The organism is Brevibacterium casei CIP 102111, assembly GCF_900169275.1.
Lineage (GTDB): Bacteria > Actinomycetota > Actinomycetes > Actinomycetales > Brevibacteriaceae > Brevibacterium > Brevibacterium casei.
Window position 1 is genome coordinate 354,448 of record NZ_FXZC01000003.1, and the last position, 18,153, is coordinate 372,600.

An 18,153-nucleotide genomic window follows, 5' to 3' on the forward strand; every position below is an offset into this window, starting at 1 on the left:
GCGCCCGGAAACCGACAGCGACCAGGCGGCAGAGAGCCGTCCCCGCTGCACGATTCAAGGAGGAATTGTGACCCAGCCCGTCGATCCCACATCCCGTCCCGACCCCGGAACCGGTCCCGGCTCCGGCACCGAGGCAGGCTCCACTCCGGATCCCAGGGAAGTGCGCACCGTACTCGCCTCCGGGTTCCTCGGCACGATGCTCGAGTACTACGACTTCATGCTCTACGCGACGGCGGCCAGCCTCGTCTTCGGACCCCTCTTCTTCTCTTCCCTGGGCCCGCAGGGTGCTCTCCTCGCCTCGTTCTCCACCCTCGCCGTCGGCTACTTCGTCCGACCCATCGGCGGCATCGTCCTCGGGCACTTCGGTGACAAGATCGGACGCAAGCCGATCCTCGTCGTCAGCCTCATCCTCATCGGCGTCGCCACCGTCGGCATCGGACTGCTGCCGACGACCCAGGATGGCAACTACACGGGGGCGATCCTCCTCGTCGCCCTCCGCCTCGTCCAAGGCTTCGCCGTCGGCGGTGAGATCACGGGAGCCGCGCTCATGGCCGTCGAGCACGCTCCCGCCAGGAGCCGCGCCTTCGCCGGCGCCGTCGCGGTGGCCGGGGGTCCTGCCGGAGCCGTGCTCGCCACCCTCGCGGTCGCGGCGATGGCCCAGATCTCCGGCGACCACTTCCTCGACTGGGGCTGGCGGGTGCCGTTCCTCATCAGCGGCGTCCTCGTCATCGCGGCCTTCATCATCCGCCTCCGGGTCACCGAGTCCCCGCTCATCGAACAGCTCGAGGCGAAGCGGAAGGCCCGGAAGCTGCCGCTGCTCGAGGTCTTCCGCTCGCACACGCGCATCATCCTCATCGGCATCGCCGTGTGCGGCGCGATGTACATCACCCAGCAGCTCGTCACCGTCTACGGTCTCGCCCTGGCCAACCAGAACGGCGTCGACCAGTCCGACTCCCTCTACGTCAAGGCCGGCGGGGCCCTGGCACTGATGTTCACGACGATCTTCTTCGCCCGCCTCAGCGACCGCGTCGGCAAGGCGAAGGTCCTCCTCGGCGGCGCACTCGCCGGAGCGGTGTTCGCGATCCCGGTGCTCACGCTGCTGAGCAACGGCACCGTCTGGGGCTTCGTGCTGGCGATCCTCCTCGGCAACGTCATCGTCCAGGGCGCCCTCTACGGTCCGTTCGCCGCCTTCGTCGCCGCGCACCTGCCGCCGGCCGTCCGCTTCACCGGCACCGCGCTCACCTACAACATCGGGTCGATCCTCGGCGGTCTCGCCCCGACGGTCGCGGCGTCGCTGGCCGTCGTCTTCGCCGGAGAGTACCTGCCCATGGGGATCGTCTGGACCGTGTGCATGCTCATCGCCGCCGCCGCGATCCTCCTGGCCCCCAAGCCCGTGAACCCGGTGCAGACCGGAGCGGACGCCCTCGTGGCCAAGCGCTGAGTCTCCCGCGTCGGCTCTCGGCGTCCCCGTCGTCACCTCAGAAGAACACCGTCGTGAGATCGGTGAGCAGGGAGATGACGACGGGGACGACCGAGAGGAGGAGGAACGCCGGGAGGATGCACACCCCGAGAGGGACGACGAGACGGACCCCGAGAGCTGCGGCCGCCTCCTGCCGGCGCCGCCGGGAGGCCGCCCGCAGCTCCCCCGCGACGGACTCGATGAGCGGTGCGGGACCGACACCCGTGTGCTCGGAGAAGGCGAACACCTCGAGGACGGGACGCAGCCGGTCATCGTCGGCGAGGTCCTCCCCGCCGATCGTCTTGCCCCGTGCGATCCGCAGCAGGCCCGAGCGGTCCGCTGTCGCCTCGGCGGTGAGGGTGAGGGCGACGGGGATCGGCAGGCCCGCCGTCAGACAGATCGCCACGAGGTCGAGATCGAACGCGAGTTCCTCATCGCTCACCCCTCCCCTCGCCGAGGCGGCTGTCCCCGCCGTGACCGCCCCCTTGGGGCGCCCGCCGATGTCGTCGCCCCGAAGACCGGCCCCTCCCCCGAGCAGGGTGCGCAGCCGACCTGCCGACCTGCCCGACCACAGGAGGACGCCGAGACCGACGAGGAGACCGACGAGGACCGCGACCATGGGGGATCAGCGCTCCGCCCGCCGCATCATCCGCATCATCCAGACGCGGCCGAGCACGTAGAGGACGAGCCCGCCCCCGATGCTCAGCTGTCCGGGCAGACCGGTGAGGAGGTCGAGGGGGCGGACGCCGATGAGCATTCCGAGACCCACCCCGATGAGCGGCAGCCAGCTGAGCACCCGCACGGTGGCTCGCGGCCCGGCCATCGCGATCCGTCGCTCCCGGTCGGCGTCGAGGGCGTCGCGCCTGGCCGTCGCATAGCGGAGGATCATGTCGGCGGCAGGTGCCCCCGAACGCTCCGAGACCGTCCACACCGCTGCCATGCCGGCGAACACCTCGGCGGCGGAGGTCGGCAGCGCCTGCCCGCGGGTCGCGATCGCCCGTCCCGGCTCCTCGCCCAGGGCGATCGCCCGCGAGATCGGACGCAGCCGATCATCCTGCCTGCTCAGGGTTGCCATCACCGCCTGCGGTGTCATGCCGACCCTGAGCAGATGCGCGCAGTTCTCGACCGCGCCGATCGCCCACAGTCGCTCCGCGTCCTCGTCTCCTGCGCGACCGCCTCGGCGAGGGGACCCCGGGCCCTCGGACCCGCCTCGGCGGGAGGCGAGGAGCTCGCGCAGGCGCACACCGGGGTCGGAGGGAGCGGCGAGCACGATGCCTGCGGCGACGAGAACGGCGAGGAGGACGATCATGACGACCTCTGCTCGAGCACGGCCTCGAAGCGGGCGAGCGCCCGCCGGTTGAACTCCCCCGGCGCTCGCGGGGAGGCTCTCCCCCACACGGGTTCCATCGTCAGGGACTCACCGGTGTCATGGGTCGGGATGGCAAGCTCCGTGAGCCCGCGGTCGACCCCGACCCGCCGGAGGTGGATGACGAGGTCGATGGCGGTGGCGAACTGGGAGTGCACGGCCTGCGGACTCATCCCGGCGAGCGCCCCGAGGGCGGCGAGGCGACTCGGCACCGCTTCGGCGGTGTTCGCATGGATCGTCGCGCACCCGCCCTCATGCCCGGTGTTGAGCGCGGTGAGCATGTCCCGGATCTCGGGTCCCCGGCATTCCCCGACGACGAGGCGGTCGGGGCGCATCCGCAGGGCGTTGCGGACGAGGTCGGTGAGCGTGACCTCGCCGCCGCCTTCGACGTTGGCCTGCCGGGCGGCGAGTTGGATGACGTGGGGGTGGCCGACGATGAGCTCGCGGGAGTCCTCGACGACGACGATGCGGTGGAGCGGATCGACGAGACCGAGGAGGGCGCCGAGGAGGACGGTCTTGCCGGTGCCGGTGCCCCCGGAGATGAGGATGTTCGCCCGCGAGCCCACAGCCTCGGTGAGGAGCGCTGCGACCTCGGCGGGGATGAAGCCGTCGGCCCGGAGATCGTCGACGGTGAAGCCTGAACGCCTGGGCACGCGGAACGAGATCGACGTGTGCTCCCCCGCGATGGGAGGGACGATCGCGTTCATCCGCACCCCGTCGGGGAGGCGGACATCGACGAAGGGACTCGAATCGTCGAGGCGGCGACCGCCGAGGGCGGCCAGACGCACGGCGAGCGAGCGCACGTCCTCCTCGGAGCCGAGGGAGAGCTCGAGCCGGACGGGTCCCGCGCCGGTGTCGGCGAAGACCTCTCGGGGACCGTTGACGAAGACGTCGGTCGTGCCGGGGACGTCGAGCACGGCTTGGAGGGGGCCGGCTCCCGAGAGTTGGGCCGAGAGCCGGGTGACGAGGTCGAGGAGGGCCGCGGAACCGAGCACACGGCCGGTGCGCTGGACCGCCTCGGCGACGGCGGCCGTGGTCACCGGCCCGGGATTGTCGAGCAGGGTCTTGCGCACCTCGGCGACGAGGGAGGCGTCGAGCCATTCGCTCATCCCACCCACTCCCCGAGCAGACGGTCGACGAGGCGGCCGAGCCTCGCCCCTCCCGGGATGCCCTCACCGCGGTCGACGGCGGCCGACAGCCCGCGGTCGTCGCGGATGCTGCCGGCGAGCCCGAGTCCGATCGACTCGGCCAGCAGTCCAGCGTCGAGCCCGCCGCTGCCGGTCTCCCGGACGACGAGGCGGACGTCGGGATGGGAGTGCGAGAGGCGTTTGGCGACCTGGGAGGCGGCGACGGCTGAGCGCACGCGCGCGGGAGCGACGAGAAGGACGTGGTGGCAGCGCCTGGTCCACTGGGGTGGGGCGTGGCGGGGCAGATCGACGATGACGAGGTCGAAGGCCTGGGAGGCGGCGGAGAGGACGTCGTCGAAGATCTCCGGGTCGAGGTCGAGGGTGTCGTCGCGTCCCCATGAGAGGATCGCCAGACCGTCATGGACGGGCAGGGCCTGGCGGAGCACCGAGGGCCGCACCTGTCCGCGGGAGGCGCTGAGGTCCGACCACCGCGGTCCCGGCACCTGTTCGGCTCCGAGGACGAGGTCGAGCCCTCCCCCGAGCGGGTCGGCGTCGACGAGCACCGTGGGGACCTCGGCCCCCGCCCGCCTCGCCAGGGCGCATGCGAGCACCGAGGCGCCGGCCCCGCCGCAGCCGGCGACGACGCCGACCGTGACCCCTGGTGTCACCGGGGGTTCGACCGCGGCGATGATGCGCTGGCTCAGCCATTCCGCGGCAGAGGGCAGCATCGCGAGCTGTTCGACGCCGAGGTGTGCCGCCCGCCGCCACGCCGAGGCGGTCTCGTCGCCGTCGAGGACGACGAGGATGCGGTCCGCACCGTCGGTGGCGGGAATGTCGGTGACGTCCTCGCCGAGGAGGATGAGCGCCGCCTTCTGCCACCCGCCCGAATCGGGTGGGAGGACCTTGAGGTCGACACCGATGCTCTCGGCGACACGGGCGCATTCCTCCGTGATCGCGCCGAGGTCGGTGATGAGTGCGATCTGCATGGGCCCAGGATGACCCCGGGACGGCGGCCGCGACCAGGGCCCGGTCCGCAGCTGTGGACGGAGACGACGAAAGGCGGCCCCTGTGGGCACAAGTCACAGGAGCCGCCCCTCAGCGTTTCGCCTGCGCATCGCACCCGGTCAGGCCGGGCGTGCGGCGTCGGGTACGTGCCTGATGCCGGGTCAGGTGCGGCGCAGACCGTCCGCACCGTCCACAGACTCAGCGCACGAGTCAGCCGCGCTGGATGCCTTCGAGGTTGCGCAGCACGCCCTCCTTGCCGTCGGAATCGCGGACCGTGAACGACGACCCGTGATCCTCGAGCGCGAGGAACCAGTCACCCGGGTAGATCGTGAACACCGGCATCCCGGTCGTCGCGTCGACGGCCTCGCGCGGCTCGGGAACGGCGAACCAGAACGCCTGGATGACCGTCTTCTCCTCAGTGGTCTCCGCGGTGCTCGACGCCGGCCGGTCCGCACCCGAGCCCGATGCGCTGCGGTCCGACGACTCCCCATCCGAAGTATCCCGATCCGTCGACGCGGTCCGCTCCTGGGAGGAGTCCCGATAGTTCGTCATCGGCACGTACTGCGTCGGTTCGTCGGAGTCCGGTGGTGTGGTCCGCTCGGTCGTCGGCTCCGCCGAGGACCGGCTGTCCTCGGTGGTCACGGCGTCGACCTGGACGGTCTCCTCGCCGGCGGTCTCGCGGCTGACAGGCTCGTCGCCGACGGTCTCGGTCGAACCCTGGTCCTGAGGACGGCGGTCGCCGACTGACCAGCGGTCGGCCGAGCCTCCGTCGCCCGAGCCCATAGCGCGGTCGGCCGAGTCGCCGTCAGGCGAGCTCGAAGCGCGGTCGCCCGTCATCGCTGTCCGCTCGGTCGAGGACTCAGCCTCGGTGGTCGTCACGTCGTCTCCCGACGCGACGGTGACTCCGCTCGATGCGGCGACGACGCCTCGGCGCTCCGTCGAGGCGCGGGAGTCATCCGCCCTCGATTCGGCACCTTCCTTGCCGGTGGGGTCCGCACCGGGATCGGTCTCGACGACACCCTCGGCGTTGACCACGGTCGCCTCGGTCGAGCGGATGTTGCTCTCCTCGGACTCAGCGGATGCGGAGGTCGTCGTCGCTGAGTCCACGGACGTCGCGTCTGCCGATGTCGCGTTGGCGGACGACGTGCTCGCGGACGTCGTCTCGGCGGATGTCGCATCCTCGGCCGCACCCTCCCTCGAAGCGGGTGAGGCATTCGCCGACCGGGACTCCGTCCCCTGGGACGCGGCCGCCTTCGTGCCGCCGTCGAAGACCCCGAGCGGGCCGGGTCCCGGCTCGTCGGCCGAGGTCACGGTCGACGAGGTCACTGTGCCGGGCTGCGAGACCGTGCTCGATCCCGACCGTGCGTCGGAATCCGGTGACGCAGCGTTGGCCGAGGACTCGGCCTCCACGGTGGACTCGGCGGAATGGCGTCCGCGGCGGCGTTCGGAGACCGAGATGATGGTCTCCTCCTCGGTCGAGGTCGGGCCGCTCTCGACGACGGTCCGGCTGATCGCCACGGTGTCATCGGCGTTGGTCTGCGGGGCCGCGGCGTCGGCACTGTCGTCACCAGCGGTCCCGTCGCGACGTCCCACAGACGCGTCGTCGGCGTCGGCCTGCGATTCCGCCGGAGTCGGCTCGGCAGCCGACGCGGTCGAGGCGGTCGAGGCGGCCGACGCGGTCGACGTCCACGCGGATTCCTCGGGTTCGGTGCCGAGCCCGAAGGTCTGCGTCGGCTCGCTCTGCGAATGCCGCGGATCCCGCGGATGCTGGTCGCCGAGGTACGTCTGCCCGGATCCGGTGCTCTGCACCGGCTGTCCCGAGGCATCATCGGTGCCGGAGGAGCGGTCCTCGGCCGGCGGGGCGAAGGACGCCTGCGGGCGCGGGGTCCCACCGGTGAACGGGCTGCCCGCATCATCGGAGTAGGCGTGCCGGCCGGACGCGGCCTGATCGCCTGGTCGACCCTGCTGTCCTGCGTCATATGCGGACTGATCGGATCCCCAGGTCGGCTGTGCCGAATCGTAGCCGGGCTGGCCGTAGCCGCCCTGCGGGGCGCCGTACTGGCTCGGGCCGTCCTGACCGGGCACTGCCTGCCCGTACTGGCCCGGGCCGACCCCGCCGGGGCCACCCTGACCCTGGGGTCCCTGCGCACCGGGGTGGGGGCCGCTGCCGTAACCGCCGTCGAACCCGCCGGGCACGTGGGCCTGCGGCGCGGGATGCTGAGCGGCTTTGGTCACCGGACGCGCCTTGGCGTGGGCGGGGACGTCCTCGCGTCCGGCGAACTCAGCGGCGAAGAACGGCAGCATCGTGAAGACACCGGCGAAGAACGCGATGAGCGCGGCGAAGAACGCGAGATAGGCGCCGACGCTCCAGTACGGCGCCGAGGTGATGAGCTGGACGAACGCAAAGGCGAACGCGACAGACGAGAGGACGGAGATGAACTGGTCGAGACCGAGTGACCCCACACGCATCCGACCGTTGCCCAACTTGTTCATGAGCACGGCCCCGACGATGAGGAGGATGGCGAGCACGACGAAGACGAAGGTGCCCATCGCATCGATGTTCCACGACCACAGCGACATCGTGATGATGTCGTAGTTCTTGTAGGGCACGAAGAGCACGATGAGTGCGAGCAGTCCCGCGAAGAGGAGGAAGAGGTCGCGCAGGGTGAGCGGGCCGAGCAGGCCGGGTCCCGTGCGGCGAGGACGCTGCGGGGCAGGTCCCGGGCCGAACTGTCCCGGACCGGAGCCGTAGGGTCCTGGGCCCGACCCATACTGGCCCGGTCCCGACCCGTACTGTCCCGGTGCCTGACCGTACTGTCCCGGCCCCGAACCGTAGGGTCCCGGACCCGACCCGTGCTGCGCAGGTCCCGAGCCATACGGTCCCGGACCGGATCCGTAGGGAGTCGGCTGCCCGCCCTGGGCGTCCGGACCGTACGGGCCCGGACCCTGTCCGTACTGGCCGCCGGGACCCGGATTGCCCGGGCCCTGTCCGTACTGGCTTCCGGCCGACGGCTGGCCGTTCGGTCCGGGATGGGGGCCCGGCTGGTCGCGCCACTGCGGCGCTCCTGGTCCTGTGGGATGGTGCGGCGAACTCATCGCTGGCTCCAGTCGATCGTAGGGACACTGTCCTGTCTGCGGGGTCCATCCTGGCAGACCTAGGGCCATCCTTGCAGACCTCGGCACCCGTGCGCACGCATTCTTCGCCGCCAGTCCCCTTGCCGAAGCGCCACAGCGCACCGCATTAGCACATGCGACCCGTCATGACTACCCCCGCTCACCCCCGCTCATCACCGACGTCAGGCTGACCGGGGTCACCCCCGCGGGTATACAGTCGGAGGGAATCTTCGTTCCATCAAAGAAGCCGGAGGGAATCATGACCGACAGCGCCGAGGCGACCGAGACCTTCGCCCCGCCACAGGAGTTCGCAGCCGCCGCCAATGTCAGGGAAGACGCCTATGAGCGCGGTGCCGAGGACTTCGAGCGCTTCTGGGCCGAGCAGTCCCGTGAACTCGTCGACTGGAAGGACGACTTCACCGAGGTGCTCGACTGGTCGAACCCGCCGTTCGCGAAGTGGTTCGCCGACGGAAAGCTCAACGTCGCGTACAACTGCCTCGACCGGCACGTGCTCGCCGGCAACGGCGACCGTGTGGCCATCAACTTCGAAGGCGAACCCGGGGACTCCCGGACACTGACCTATGCCGAACTCCTCGCCGAGGTGTCGAAGGCGGCGAACACCCTCACCGAACTCGGTGTCAGGGCCGGAGACCGGGTCGCGATCTACCTGCCGATGATCCCCGAAGCGATCATCGCGATGCTCGCGTGCGCCCGCCTCGGCGCGGCCCACTCCGTCGTCTTCGGCGGCTTCTCCGCCGATGCCCTGCGCTCGCGGATCATCGACGCCGAGGCGCGCGTGGTCATCACCGCCGACGGCAGCTATCGCCGCGGCAAGGAGACGAGCCTCAAGCCGGCCGTCGATGAGGCTCTCTCCCACGGCGACACCCCGGTCGAGCACGTCATCGTCGTCCGCCGCACCGGCCAGGACGTCGAGATGACCGAGGGTCGGGATCAGTGGTGGCAGGACACCGTCGACCAGGCCAGCCCCGAACACGAGGCCGAGTTCTTCGAAGCCGAGAACCCGCTCTTCATCCTCTACACCTCCGGAACCACCGGAAAGCCCAAGGGCATCCTCCACACCTCGGGCGGGTACCTCACCCAGGTCCTCTACACGATGAAGGCCGTCTTCGACGCGAAGCCGGAGACCGACGTCTTCTGGTGCACCGCGGACGTCGGCTGGGTCACCGGGCACTCATACGTCGCCTACGGTCCGCTCGCTGCGGGGATGACGCAGGTCATCTACGAAGGCACCCCGGACACGCCTGACCAGGGCCGCTGGTGGGAGATCGTCGAGAAGAACAAGGTGACGACGCTCTACGCCGCGCCCACGGCGATCCGGACGTTCATGAAGTGGGGCGAGGAGATCCCCGCGAAGTACGACCTGTCCAGCCTGCGCCTCCTCGGCAGCGTCGGCGAGCCGATCAACCCCGAAGCCTGGCGCTGGTACCACCGCGTCATCGGCGGAGAGCGGTGCCCGATCGTCGACACGTGGTGGCAGACGGAGACCGGTGCCCACATGATCGCTCCCCTGCCCGGTGTGCTCGCGACGAAGCCGGGGTCGGCGCAGCGCCCGATCCCCGGCATCTCCGTCGACATCGTCGACGAGACCGGGGAGAACCCTGCAGGACCCGAGGGCGGTCTCCTCGTCATCCGGCAGCCGTGGCCGTCGATGCTGCGTGGGATCTGGAAGGACCCCGAGCGCTTCAAGGAGACGTACTGGTCGCGGTTCGAGGACACCTACTTCGCCGGTGACGGGGCACGTCGTGATGAGGACGGGGACATCTGGTTCCTCGGCCGCGTCGACGACGTCATGAACGTCTCCGGGCACCGCCTCTCGACCGCGGAGATCGAGTCCGCGCTCGTCGCCCACCCCTCGGTCGCCGAAGCGGCGGTCGTCGGTGCCGCGGACGACACGACCGGCCAGGCCGTCATCGCGTTCGTCATCACCGTCGGCGGCGTCGAGGACAGCCCGGAGACCGCCGAGGAGCTGCGCCAGTTCGTCGGCAAGGAGATCGGTCCGATCGCCAAGCCGAAGCAGGTGCACATCGTCTCGGAGCTGCCGAAGACCCGGTCGGGCAAGATCATGCGGCGTCTGCTCAAGGATGTCGCTGAGAATCGCGAGGTCGGGGATGCCACGACTCTTGCCGATTCCTCGGTGATGAAGCTCATCGAGGAATCGGTGGCGAAATCGTGACTCGACACTGATCCTGCACGTCTTTGGTGAGGAGGAACGTTCAGACTACTCTTGAGAAAGATTGTCACAACGTTTCTGGCGATAGGAGCACTCATGGCCGAGAGGTCGATCAGCGAACTGATCAAGGACATCGGCGACGATTCCAAGGCGATCGCCGAGGAGGAGCTCGCGCTGGCGAAGGCCGAGGCCACCGCTGGGGCGAAGAACCTGGGGATCGGATCGGCCCTGGCGCTCGCGGCCCTGTTCTTCCTGTTCCTCGGCTCGTTCATGGTGATCTTCGCCGGAGCCGCCGCGTTCCGTGAAGGACTCGACTGGCCGTGGTGGGCGAGCTTCCTCATCATCTTCGGCATCCTCGCCGTCATCGCCGTCATCCTCGTGCTCATCGCGGTGCCGCTGCTGAAGAAGGGCAACCCGGTTCCGGGCGGAGCGATCGCCTCGGCGAAGTCGATCGTCGCCGCGGTCAAGCGGGCGCTGAAGAACCCCTCGGGTCCGCGGTACTGACCCGACCACCATCGACAGGCATGGCGCCGAGTTCCCACGTGGGACTCGGCGCCATTCGCGTCTCCGAACGTCCCCGCGGGGACGTCCTGCGGATTTCTCAGCTCAGCGGGCTCCTCAGCTCAGGAGTCGATCGGCTCAGTGGCCGATCGGTTCAGTAGTCGATGTCGATTGCGGCTTTGCGATCCCAGTCGAGCGCCCAACCGAGTTCGTCGAGGGCGAAGTCGAGGATGCCGGCGGTGAAGCCCCACACTTTGAGCACTCCGACGTCGAAGGCCGGGGTGGTGATCGCGAGATCAGGCCTCGAGAAGCTGCCGCGGTTGGCGGGGGCGACGAGATCGGCGATCGCGACCCGGTAGACGGAGTACGACTCTGCCTCGTCCATGACGGACACGACCCCAGGCACCGCCCAGTAGCCGACGACGGGGGTGACCTGGAACCTGCTTACCGGGATGTAGAGAGGTTCGAGCTGACCGAGGACATCGACGCTGGCCGGGACGATGCCGGCCTCCTCCTCGGCTTCGCGCAGGGCGGCAGCGACCATCGAGTCGTCCTCGGGGTCGCGTCCCCCTCCGGGGAAGGCGACCTGTCCGGGGTGGAGGCGCAGAGTGCTCGCCCGCTGGAGGAGGACGATGTCGACGTCAGCGACGCCCTTCTCCTCGAGGTGCGGCAGGGCGGCTCGACCGGCATCCGTGCGCGGGGCGCCGCCGCGGCCGAAGAGCATGAGGACGGCGGCGTCGCGGACGACGGCGTCACCGCGGGCCTTCGCACGGCGCAGCCACAGCGGCGAACCCTTCGACTCGGCGAGACGCGCCAGCTGATCACGCAGATCCGGATCGTCAGCGCGCTCGGGATCCTCCGACCTCGGTGCGACCGCCTCGGCGTCGGCAGTCGGGACCGCCCCGTCGGCAACGGGGACTCCACCGTCAGCAGCATGCCTTCCGGAACCCGAGAGGCCGTCGAGGAAGTCGCTCATGCCAGGGGAGCCATCTCGTACTTGAGCATCGCCTCGGCCTTGGCCGGATCGAGTTCGCCGATGCCGAACGACGGGCACAGTGCCATCAGCGGGCAGGCCCCGCACGCCGGCTTGCGGGAGTGGCAGATGCGACGGCCGTGGAAGATCACCCGGTGGGAGAGCAGCGTGAGCTCTTTCGTGGGGAAGAGCGCGGCGATGTCCTCCTCGGCCTTGACCGGGTCGGTCTCCGTCGTCCACCCGAAACGCCGCGCCAGGCGACCCATATGCGTGTCGACGGTGATGCCGGGGGTGTCGAAGGCGTTGCCGAGGACGACGTTCGCCGTCTTCCGCCCGACACCGGCGAGCTTGACGAGCTCCTCCATCGTCCGGGGCACCTCGCCGTCGTAGTCGTCGACGAGGTCGTTCGCGAGCTTGACGATGTTGCGGGCCTTGGCCCGGTAGAACCCGGTCGAGCGGATGAGCTCCTCGACCTCGCCGAGGTTGGCGACCGCAAGTGCGTGCGCGTCGGGGAAGGCGGCGAAGAGTCCCGGGGTGACGGCGTTGACGCGGATGTCCGTCGTCTGCGCCGAGAGCACGGTGGCGATGAGAAGTTGGAATGGGGTCTCGAAGTCGAGTTCGCACTTCGCGTTGGGGTAGACCTCGGCGAGGATCCGATTGATCTTCCGCGCGCGGCGCGTCTTCCCCAGAGGGGTCTCCTTGGCGAACCTGCGCGCGCTCTTCTCTGCCACGGTCAACACAAGTGTCGATTCTAATCCGCAGGAGCCGATACCGCAGTTGTCCGGCTCACAGCGTGCGCACGCAACCGTGACCCACCTCGGCGAGGGCCGAGGAAACGACACAAGGGACCCTCAATTCCCACGACCCGCGCGTATTTGGTGGTCCAGGTACCCTTGACCAGGTAGATTTATGTGTGGAGACCATCACAAGGAGGACACTGTGGATATTGAAGTGGTGAGGGGCGCAACGCTTTTCGCCGGACTCGATGACGAATCGACGAGCGCATTGATGAAGTTCATGAAGCCGCGGAGCCTCCGCCGAGGCACCGTGCTCTTCCACGAAGGCGACGCGGGAGACGAGCTCTACATCGTCTCCACCGGAAAGCTCAAGATCGGCCGCGAGTCCTCCGACGGCCGCGAGAACCTCCTCTCCGTCGTCGGACCGGGTGAGATCATCGGCGAACTCAGCCTCTTCGATCCGGGCCCGCGGTCCTCCTCCGTCACCGCGGTCTCCCAGTCCGAACTTCTCAGCCTCAAGCACGAAGACCTCACGACGTGGCTCAAGGACCGTCCGCAGGCCGGACTCAACCTCCTCAAGGCACTCGCCCAGCGCCTGCGCCGGACGAACGAGACCGTCGGCGACCTCGTGTTCTCCGACGTCCCCGGTCGTGTCGCCAAGGCGCTGCTCGACCTCGCCGCCCGCTTCTCGAAGCCGGCTCCCGACGGCGTCCTCGTCGCCCACGACCTCACGCAGGAGGAGCTCGCGCAGCTTGTCGGCGCCTCCCGGGAGACCGTGAACAAGGCGCTGGCCGACTTCGCCGCCCGCGGCTTCATCCGCCTCGAGGCCCGCTCGGTCGTCATCCTCGACATGGAGCGCATGCGCAACCGCGCCCGCTGATCATGCCGGCCGGTTCGACCGGTCGCAGACGAACGCCCCGACAGTCACCGTCGGGGCGTTCGTCGTCTGCCGGGGCCTTCGGCGACGTCTCCCCCTTCGCCCAATCGTTTGTGGTCGATAAACCGAGGGAAATGAGCCAAAATGGCCGATTCTCCTCGGTTCTTCGACCACTAACGGGCCGGGCACTTCTCCCCGCCGAGGCGTTCACTCCCGTGGCATTGTCGAGTGCCCAACCGATTAAGGCTAGAACACTAGTACACTAGCGTTATGGTCGCAGGGAAACAGCAATTCAACGTCTGGCTTCCAGGTGAACTCGTCAAGAGAGTCAAACATGCGTCGGTCGACGCGAACGTGTCTCTGTCGGTGTTCGTGGAAAGGGCGCTGGATCAGCATCTCGAACAGCTGGAATCCGAGGGAGAAGGCGAAGAGTCATGAAGATCATGCCGTTGCGCTACACCAAGGACGTCGAAGCCTCGGCACGCTTCTACCGGTCGTTGGGTCTCGACTCCGGTCCGGCTTCCCGCGCAGGAGGCTGGGTCGAGATGCCCGCGCATGCCGGGATGCTCGCCATCCACGCAGCCGGCGATGAGGAGCACGGTGCCTGCGAACTCGCCTTCGAGACCGACGAACCACTCGAAGACGTTGCTGAGCGCATGCGCGGTGCGGGATACGAATCAGGTCCGGTGATCGACGAGAACTACGGCAGATCTGTGCGCGTTCTCGACCCGGACGGCGTCTGGGTTCAGATCAATCAATACGACCGCGACCTGTATACCTGATGTCACGGGCGGAGCGCTCCGGACCGCGGTCGCTTCTGCTCGGGACCGGCATCGTTGCGCTGGAGTTCGCGACTGCCGTCACGCGTTTCGTCGCTTCGACTCTTCTGCCTGCCATCGCCCCCGACCTCCATGCTCGCGATCAGCTCGCATTCCTGGTCGCAAGCACATCACTGGGACTCTTCGTCGCTCTGCCTCTGGCGAGCCGGACTCTCGATCTCTTGGGTCCCCGGAGGACTCTCGGAGTCGGACTCACCGGATACCTCGGCGGTCTGATTATTGCCGCTACGGCCGGGGATGCCTGGGTCTTTGCGCTCGGACAGTTCACCAGCGGCATCGCTGGCGGAGTGCTGGCGATCTTCGGAATCAGTGCGGCCATCGAGCATCTTGACGACTCGGTGCGAGCCAAGGTCGTCGCAGTGTCCGCTTCGATGTGGATACTGCCGGCGCTGGTCGGACCCGTCGCCACGTTGGGCCTCGAACACCTCATCGGATGGCGCTGGACTCTGCTGGTGCCGGTGCCTGCCGTCCTCGTCGGCAGAATCCTCCTCGTTCGGGCGATCGGTGACCAGCCTCGTTCCGCCACCACAGATCGGCCCCTCGGTCGCACGCTCCTGATCCCCCTTGGAGCGGCAGCAATCATCTTCGGGAGCGATCTGTGGTTCCTCGTCGCTGCTGGCCTTCTCGTGGCACTGATCGGCGTCAACGCTGTGATGCCCCCAGGGACGTTGAGCCTGCACCGTGGGTCTCAGGCCGCACTCACAGCCATGATGCTCTTCGGAGCCGGGTACTTCGGTGCGGACAGCCTGATCACCATCCTCCTGACCGATACCTACCGGATGAGCCTGGGACAAGCGGCGATCGTCCTCAGCGCTGCTCCGATCGCATGGGGCCTGACGAGTCTCATCTCCTCGCAGTTCGCACGGCCCACTGCCGGACGGGCGTTCCCGGTCACCGGTTTGGCGTTGGCCGCGTGCGCGATGCTCGCGCTCGTCGTCACCGCTCTCACCGAGCCGGGCATGGTGGCGGCTCTGGCGGCGTGGGCAGCTGTCGGCACCGGTGTGGGTCTTGCCTATCCCGCGCTCTACGTCACAGCCAGCACACCACGCGGCAGCAGTCTCGGCCCGAGCGAACTCGCGGTGGCCGTCATCACCGCCGAAGCGTTCGGGGGCCTGATCGGTCAATCCGTCGGAGGTGTGATCAGTTCGTACGATGGGGGTGTTCCCATTGCGTACGTGCTCTTCGGTTGCTGCCTTGCTGCAGCGGCAGTCTCGGCCGTTCGTGCTCAGCGACCCGGTGACGGACTTCCCCGGCCTTCCTGATTCGGCGGCCGCCAAGCGTTTGGCGACGTCTGTTCCCCCCCCCCCCCCCCGTTTGTGGTCGATAAACCGAGGGAAATGAGCCAAAATGGCCGATTCTCCTCGGTTCTTCGACCACTAACGGGCCGGGCACCACAAACGGGCCAGGCGGTGCCTCGCCTGGTGCCCCTGTCCTATGCGTCGTCCGGGGACAGGGCGCCGAGGTAGCTCAGCTGGGCGCGCACAATCTGCTCCGCGGCTCCGCGGACCCGCGGGTCGACGTCGTGATAGACGATGTCGCAGACCTCGGCCGCGGTCGTCGCGCCCTGCTCGAGCGCGGCCCTGATTTGGGCGATGCGCTCACGGCGGTGGTCGCGGTAGTGGTCGATCACCTCGGCGGGTGAGTCGATCGTCGGGCCGTGGGCCGGTTCGATGCGCGCATACGCCCCTGAGTCATAGAGCTCGCGGAGCCGATCGAGACTCACCAGGTAGTCTCCGAGCGACCCCTCGGGGTGGGTGACGATCGTCGTCCCCTCACCGAGGATGGTGTCGCCGCTGTAGAGGACGCCGTCATGGAGGAGGCTGATGCTGTCACCGGTGTGCCCCGGCGTCGCGACGACCTCGATCACGTCGAGAGGATCATCCCCGAAGTCGATGCGATCACCGTCGGCCACCGGTGGGGTGTGGCGGGCGAACCGGTCGAGGACGGCGTAGACGGGCACCTCGGGCGCCCAGTCGGCGACGCTGCCGAGCATCTCGGAATGATCGGCATGCTGGTGGGTGAGGACGATGCCCGCCAGCCTCCGGTCCCCCACCTCGGCGAGGAAGCGCTCACGGTGCTCAGCGAGTTCTGGTCCGGGGTCGACGATCACGGCCGCGGTGTCGTCGCGGGAGGTGAGCACATAGGTGTTCGTCCCGGTCAGGGTCATCGGGGACGGGTTGTTCGCACGGATCCTCATGAGTCGTCGGTGTCCTCGTCTGCGCTGGTCGGGTCATCGTCGTCGGCGCCCAGGCTCATCAGCCCGGTGCGGTCCTCTTCCTCCTCGTCGCCGACGGCCACATCGCGGTCGCGCAGGGTGCCCTTCTGGTGGAAGTCCCGGCGGGGGTGGATGACGAGCCGCCATTCGCCGTCCTCGTCGGCGATCTCCGGACGCAGGGGGTGGACGTCGCGGACCTGGGCCATGGCCGCTCCCACGGTCGGAACGGTCTGCAGGCTCTCGACGATCAGCCGCGTGCTCGCGCTGATCCGGTCGGGATCGTCGGCGGCGTCGGCGAGGATCTCCTCGGGTCGCTTCCACCCGCCCGAGCTCTCGTTCGAGGCGAGGAAGTCGACCTCCTGGCCGAAGGGCACGGCGGCGAGGAAGTACGTGGTGTCGAAGCGGTGGAGTTGGGTCGCCGTGTTGATCCAGCGCAGCCACGGCTTGAGGAGGTCGGGGCGCAGCCGCAGGTCCCGCTCGCGCAGCACCTGCGACCACGACACCTCGTTCGAAAGCAGCCGATACCGTGTCGCCTGCCATTCCGTCTGCGGACTCGCGACGAGGTCGTGGTCGACGTTCTCTGCCAGCAGCACCCCGGTCGAGGCGAAGGCGACGCGCGCGGCAGCGGAGAACTGCTGCAGGGCCCGTGACTTGTTCTCGATGCTCAGCGTCATCGCGCACCGGGACGACTTCCACCCGGTGACCGGCAGCTTGCGCAGATCGCTCGGGCGCAGGTCCCCGACGGGGTAGGCCCAGCGGTTGCGGTCCTCGACGCCGCGCGCGTCGAGCTGACGCGTCACGAACGTCTCGAGCCCATCACGGGTGTCGCGGACGAGGATGATCGCCGAGGCGGGCCGTGGGGGCTCGGGAACCGGCCGTCGTCCCTCTGAGCGCCAGAGGTCGAGCAGCCAGGTCAGTTCCGTGGAGACCGGAAGGGAGCGTCCGCTAAGCGGCATCGTCCTCGACCTCGACGACGACCTCGACCTCGACGGGAGTGCCGAGCGGCAGCGTGTTGACTCCGACGGCGCTGCGGGCGTGCTGGCCCTTGTCCCCGAAGATCTCCCCGTAGAGCTCGGAGACGCCGTTGATGACCGACGGCTGCTGGGTGAAGTCGTCGGTGGAGTTGACGAAGCCGGTGACCTTGACGACGCGCACGACCTTGTCGAGGTCGCCGATCACCGATGCGATCGCTGCCAGGGCGTTGAGCCCGGCGATCCGCGCCAGCTGGTAGCCGGTGTCGACGTCGACCTCGGCGCCGAGGTGGCCCGTCGTCGGCAGCGCACCGTCAACGACCGGCAGCTGACCGGAGGTGTAGACGTAGTTGCCGGTGCGCAGTGCCGGGACGTAGACACCTGCGGGGGCTGCGACCTTCGGCAGCTCGAGGCCGAGTTCGCTGATGCGGTCAAGGACGGTCGACATGGGTGGTCTCCTTCGACGAAGAGTGCAGACTGCTGAGCGGGGGTCAGGGCTTGGGGCGCTTGAGGTAGGCGACGAGACCGTTGTTGTCCGGCCCCGGCACGACCTGCACGAGTTCGTAGCCGTCCTCACCCCACTGATCGAGGATCTGCTTCGTCGCATGGACGATGAGCGGAACGGTGACGTATTCCCACTTGGTCATGGCTCTCCTACTCGGTTCGTCGGCACCCGGTGCACGTGTCTCGGCCCGGGCGGGCTGGCAGTCTCGGCGCGTGTTCACGCGTCGCTCATTGCCCCACCCCACACTAGCGGAGAAGGCGGAACAATGGCGAC

18 protein-coding genes are annotated in these 18,153 nt (G+C 68.8%); 7 read left to right on the plus strand and 11 right to left on the minus strand.

Annotated elements, in window-relative coordinates:
- The first annotated feature begins 67 nt into the window (after positions 1–67).
- Positions 68–1,441 (plus strand): MFS transporter, encoded by a 1,374-nt coding sequence (locus tag BC102111_RS08705; protein ID WP_095376797.1) that lies wholly within the window; start codon positions 68–70, stop codon positions 1,439–1,441.
- 37 nt (positions 1,442–1,478) lie between these two features.
- Here the strand turns inward: BC102111_RS08705 and BC102111_RS08710 are convergent, their stop codons facing one another.
- From BC102111_RS08710 to BC102111_RS08730, 5 genes are all read right to left on the minus strand, one after another.
- Positions 1,479–2,078, minus strand: a complete 600-nt coding sequence (locus tag BC102111_RS08710) for a type II secretion system F family protein (protein ID WP_101624096.1) — start codon at positions 2,076–2,078, stop codon at positions 1,479–1,481.
- 6 nt (positions 2,079–2,084) lie between these two features.
- Entirely contained in the window at positions 2,085–2,768 is a 684-nt protein-coding gene (locus tag BC102111_RS08715; protein WP_009380821.1) for a type II secretion system F family protein, read from the minus strand.
- Entirely contained in the window at positions 2,765–3,934 is a 1,170-nt protein-coding gene (locus BC102111_RS08720) for a TadA family conjugal transfer-associated ATPase (protein WP_009380820.1), read from the minus strand. Before BC102111_RS08720 ends, BC102111_RS08715 begins: the two co-directional genes overlap by 4 nt.
- Positions 3,931–4,938: a septum site-determining protein Ssd gene (gene ssd, locus BC102111_RS08725; RefSeq protein WP_009380819.1), complete on the minus strand. Its 1,008-nt coding sequence runs from the start codon at positions 4,936–4,938 to the stop codon at positions 3,931–3,933. The genes BC102111_RS08720 and ssd overlap by 4 nt, the downstream gene beginning before the upstream one ends.
- 229 nt (positions 4,939–5,167) lie before the next feature.
- Positions 5,168–8,053 (minus strand): hypothetical protein, encoded by a 2,886-nt coding sequence (locus BC102111_RS08730; RefSeq protein ID WP_101624097.1) that lies wholly within the window; start codon positions 8,051–8,053, stop codon positions 5,168–5,170.
- Between the two features lie 277 nt (positions 8,054–8,330).
- Here BC102111_RS08730 and acs point away from each other — a divergent pair, with 277 nt between their 5' ends.
- Positions 8,331–10,265, plus strand: coding sequence for an acetate--CoA ligase (gene acs / locus BC102111_RS08735; protein ID WP_101624098.1), 1,935 nt, complete (start codon positions 8,331–8,333; stop codon positions 10,263–10,265).
- 93 nt (positions 10,266–10,358) lie between these two features.
- Positions 10,359–10,766, plus strand: coding sequence for a phage holin family protein (locus BC102111_RS08740; RefSeq protein WP_009380816.1), 408 nt, complete (start codon positions 10,359–10,361; stop codon positions 10,764–10,766).
- Between the two features lie 151 nt (positions 10,767–10,917).
- Here BC102111_RS08740 and BC102111_RS08745 read toward each other — a convergent pair whose 3' ends face one another.
- Positions 10,918–11,739, minus strand: a complete 822-nt coding sequence (locus tag BC102111_RS08745; RefSeq protein ID WP_101624099.1) for an NUDIX hydrolase — start codon at positions 11,737–11,739, stop codon at positions 10,918–10,920.
- Entirely contained in the window at positions 11,736–12,476 is a 741-nt protein-coding gene (gene nth / locus BC102111_RS08750; protein WP_180960607.1) for an endonuclease III, read from the minus strand. The genes BC102111_RS08745 and nth overlap by 4 nt, the downstream gene beginning before the upstream one ends.
- A 199-nt stretch (positions 12,477–12,675) precedes the next feature.
- On the opposite strand from nth, the gene BC102111_RS08755 reads away from it, so the two are divergent.
- From BC102111_RS08755 to BC102111_RS08770, 4 genes are all read left to right on the plus strand, one after another.
- Positions 12,676–13,353: a Crp/Fnr family transcriptional regulator gene (locus BC102111_RS08755; RefSeq protein WP_040342444.1), complete on the plus strand. Its 678-nt coding sequence runs from the start codon at positions 12,676–12,678 to the stop codon at positions 13,351–13,353.
- Positions 13,354–13,620: 267 nt separating this feature from the next.
- The gene (locus BC102111_RS08760) at positions 13,621–13,788 is read left to right on the plus strand and encodes a ribbon-helix-helix domain-containing protein (protein WP_095376788.1); all 168 of its coding nucleotides are present in this window, start codon (positions 13,621–13,623) and stop codon (positions 13,786–13,788) included.
- Positions 13,785–14,132, plus strand: a complete 348-nt coding sequence (locus BC102111_RS08765; protein ID WP_095376787.1) for a VOC family protein — start codon at positions 13,785–13,787, stop codon at positions 14,130–14,132. The genes BC102111_RS08760 and BC102111_RS08765 overlap by 4 nt, the downstream gene beginning before the upstream one ends.
- Positions 14,132–15,451, plus strand: coding sequence for an MFS transporter (locus BC102111_RS08770; RefSeq protein WP_095376786.1), 1,320 nt, complete (start codon positions 14,132–14,134; stop codon positions 15,449–15,451). The genes BC102111_RS08765 and BC102111_RS08770 overlap by 1 nt, the downstream gene beginning before the upstream one ends.
- A gap of 170 nt (positions 15,452–15,621) precedes the next feature.
- Here the strand turns inward: BC102111_RS08770 and BC102111_RS08775 are convergent, their stop codons facing one another.
- The 4 genes from BC102111_RS08775 to sp36 are packed head-to-tail and all read right to left on the minus strand — an operon-like array spanning position 15,622 to position 18,022.
- On the minus strand, positions 15,622–16,386 hold the full coding sequence (locus BC102111_RS08775) for an MBL fold metallo-hydrolase (protein ID WP_095376033.1): 765 nt from the start codon (positions 16,384–16,386) through the stop codon (positions 15,622–15,624).
- Positions 16,383–17,360, minus strand: a complete 978-nt coding sequence (locus BC102111_RS08780) for an NUDIX hydrolase (protein WP_095376034.1) — start codon at positions 17,358–17,360, stop codon at positions 16,383–16,385. Before BC102111_RS08780 ends, BC102111_RS08775 begins: the two co-directional genes overlap by 4 nt.
- The gene (locus tag BC102111_RS08785; RefSeq protein WP_063250822.1) at positions 17,350–17,823 is read right to left on the minus strand and encodes a RidA family protein; all 474 of its coding nucleotides are present in this window, start codon (positions 17,821–17,823) and stop codon (positions 17,350–17,352) included. The genes BC102111_RS08780 and BC102111_RS08785 overlap by 11 nt, the downstream gene beginning before the upstream one ends.
- 43 nt (positions 17,824–17,866) lie before the next feature.
- Positions 17,867–18,022 carry a Sp36 family protein gene (sp36, locus tag BC102111_RS17775; RefSeq protein ID WP_009380800.1) on the minus strand — a complete coding sequence of 52 codons (156 nt, stop codon included), beginning with the start codon at positions 18,020–18,022 and terminating at the stop codon, positions 17,867–17,869.
- Positions 18,023–18,153 lie beyond the last annotated feature (131 nt).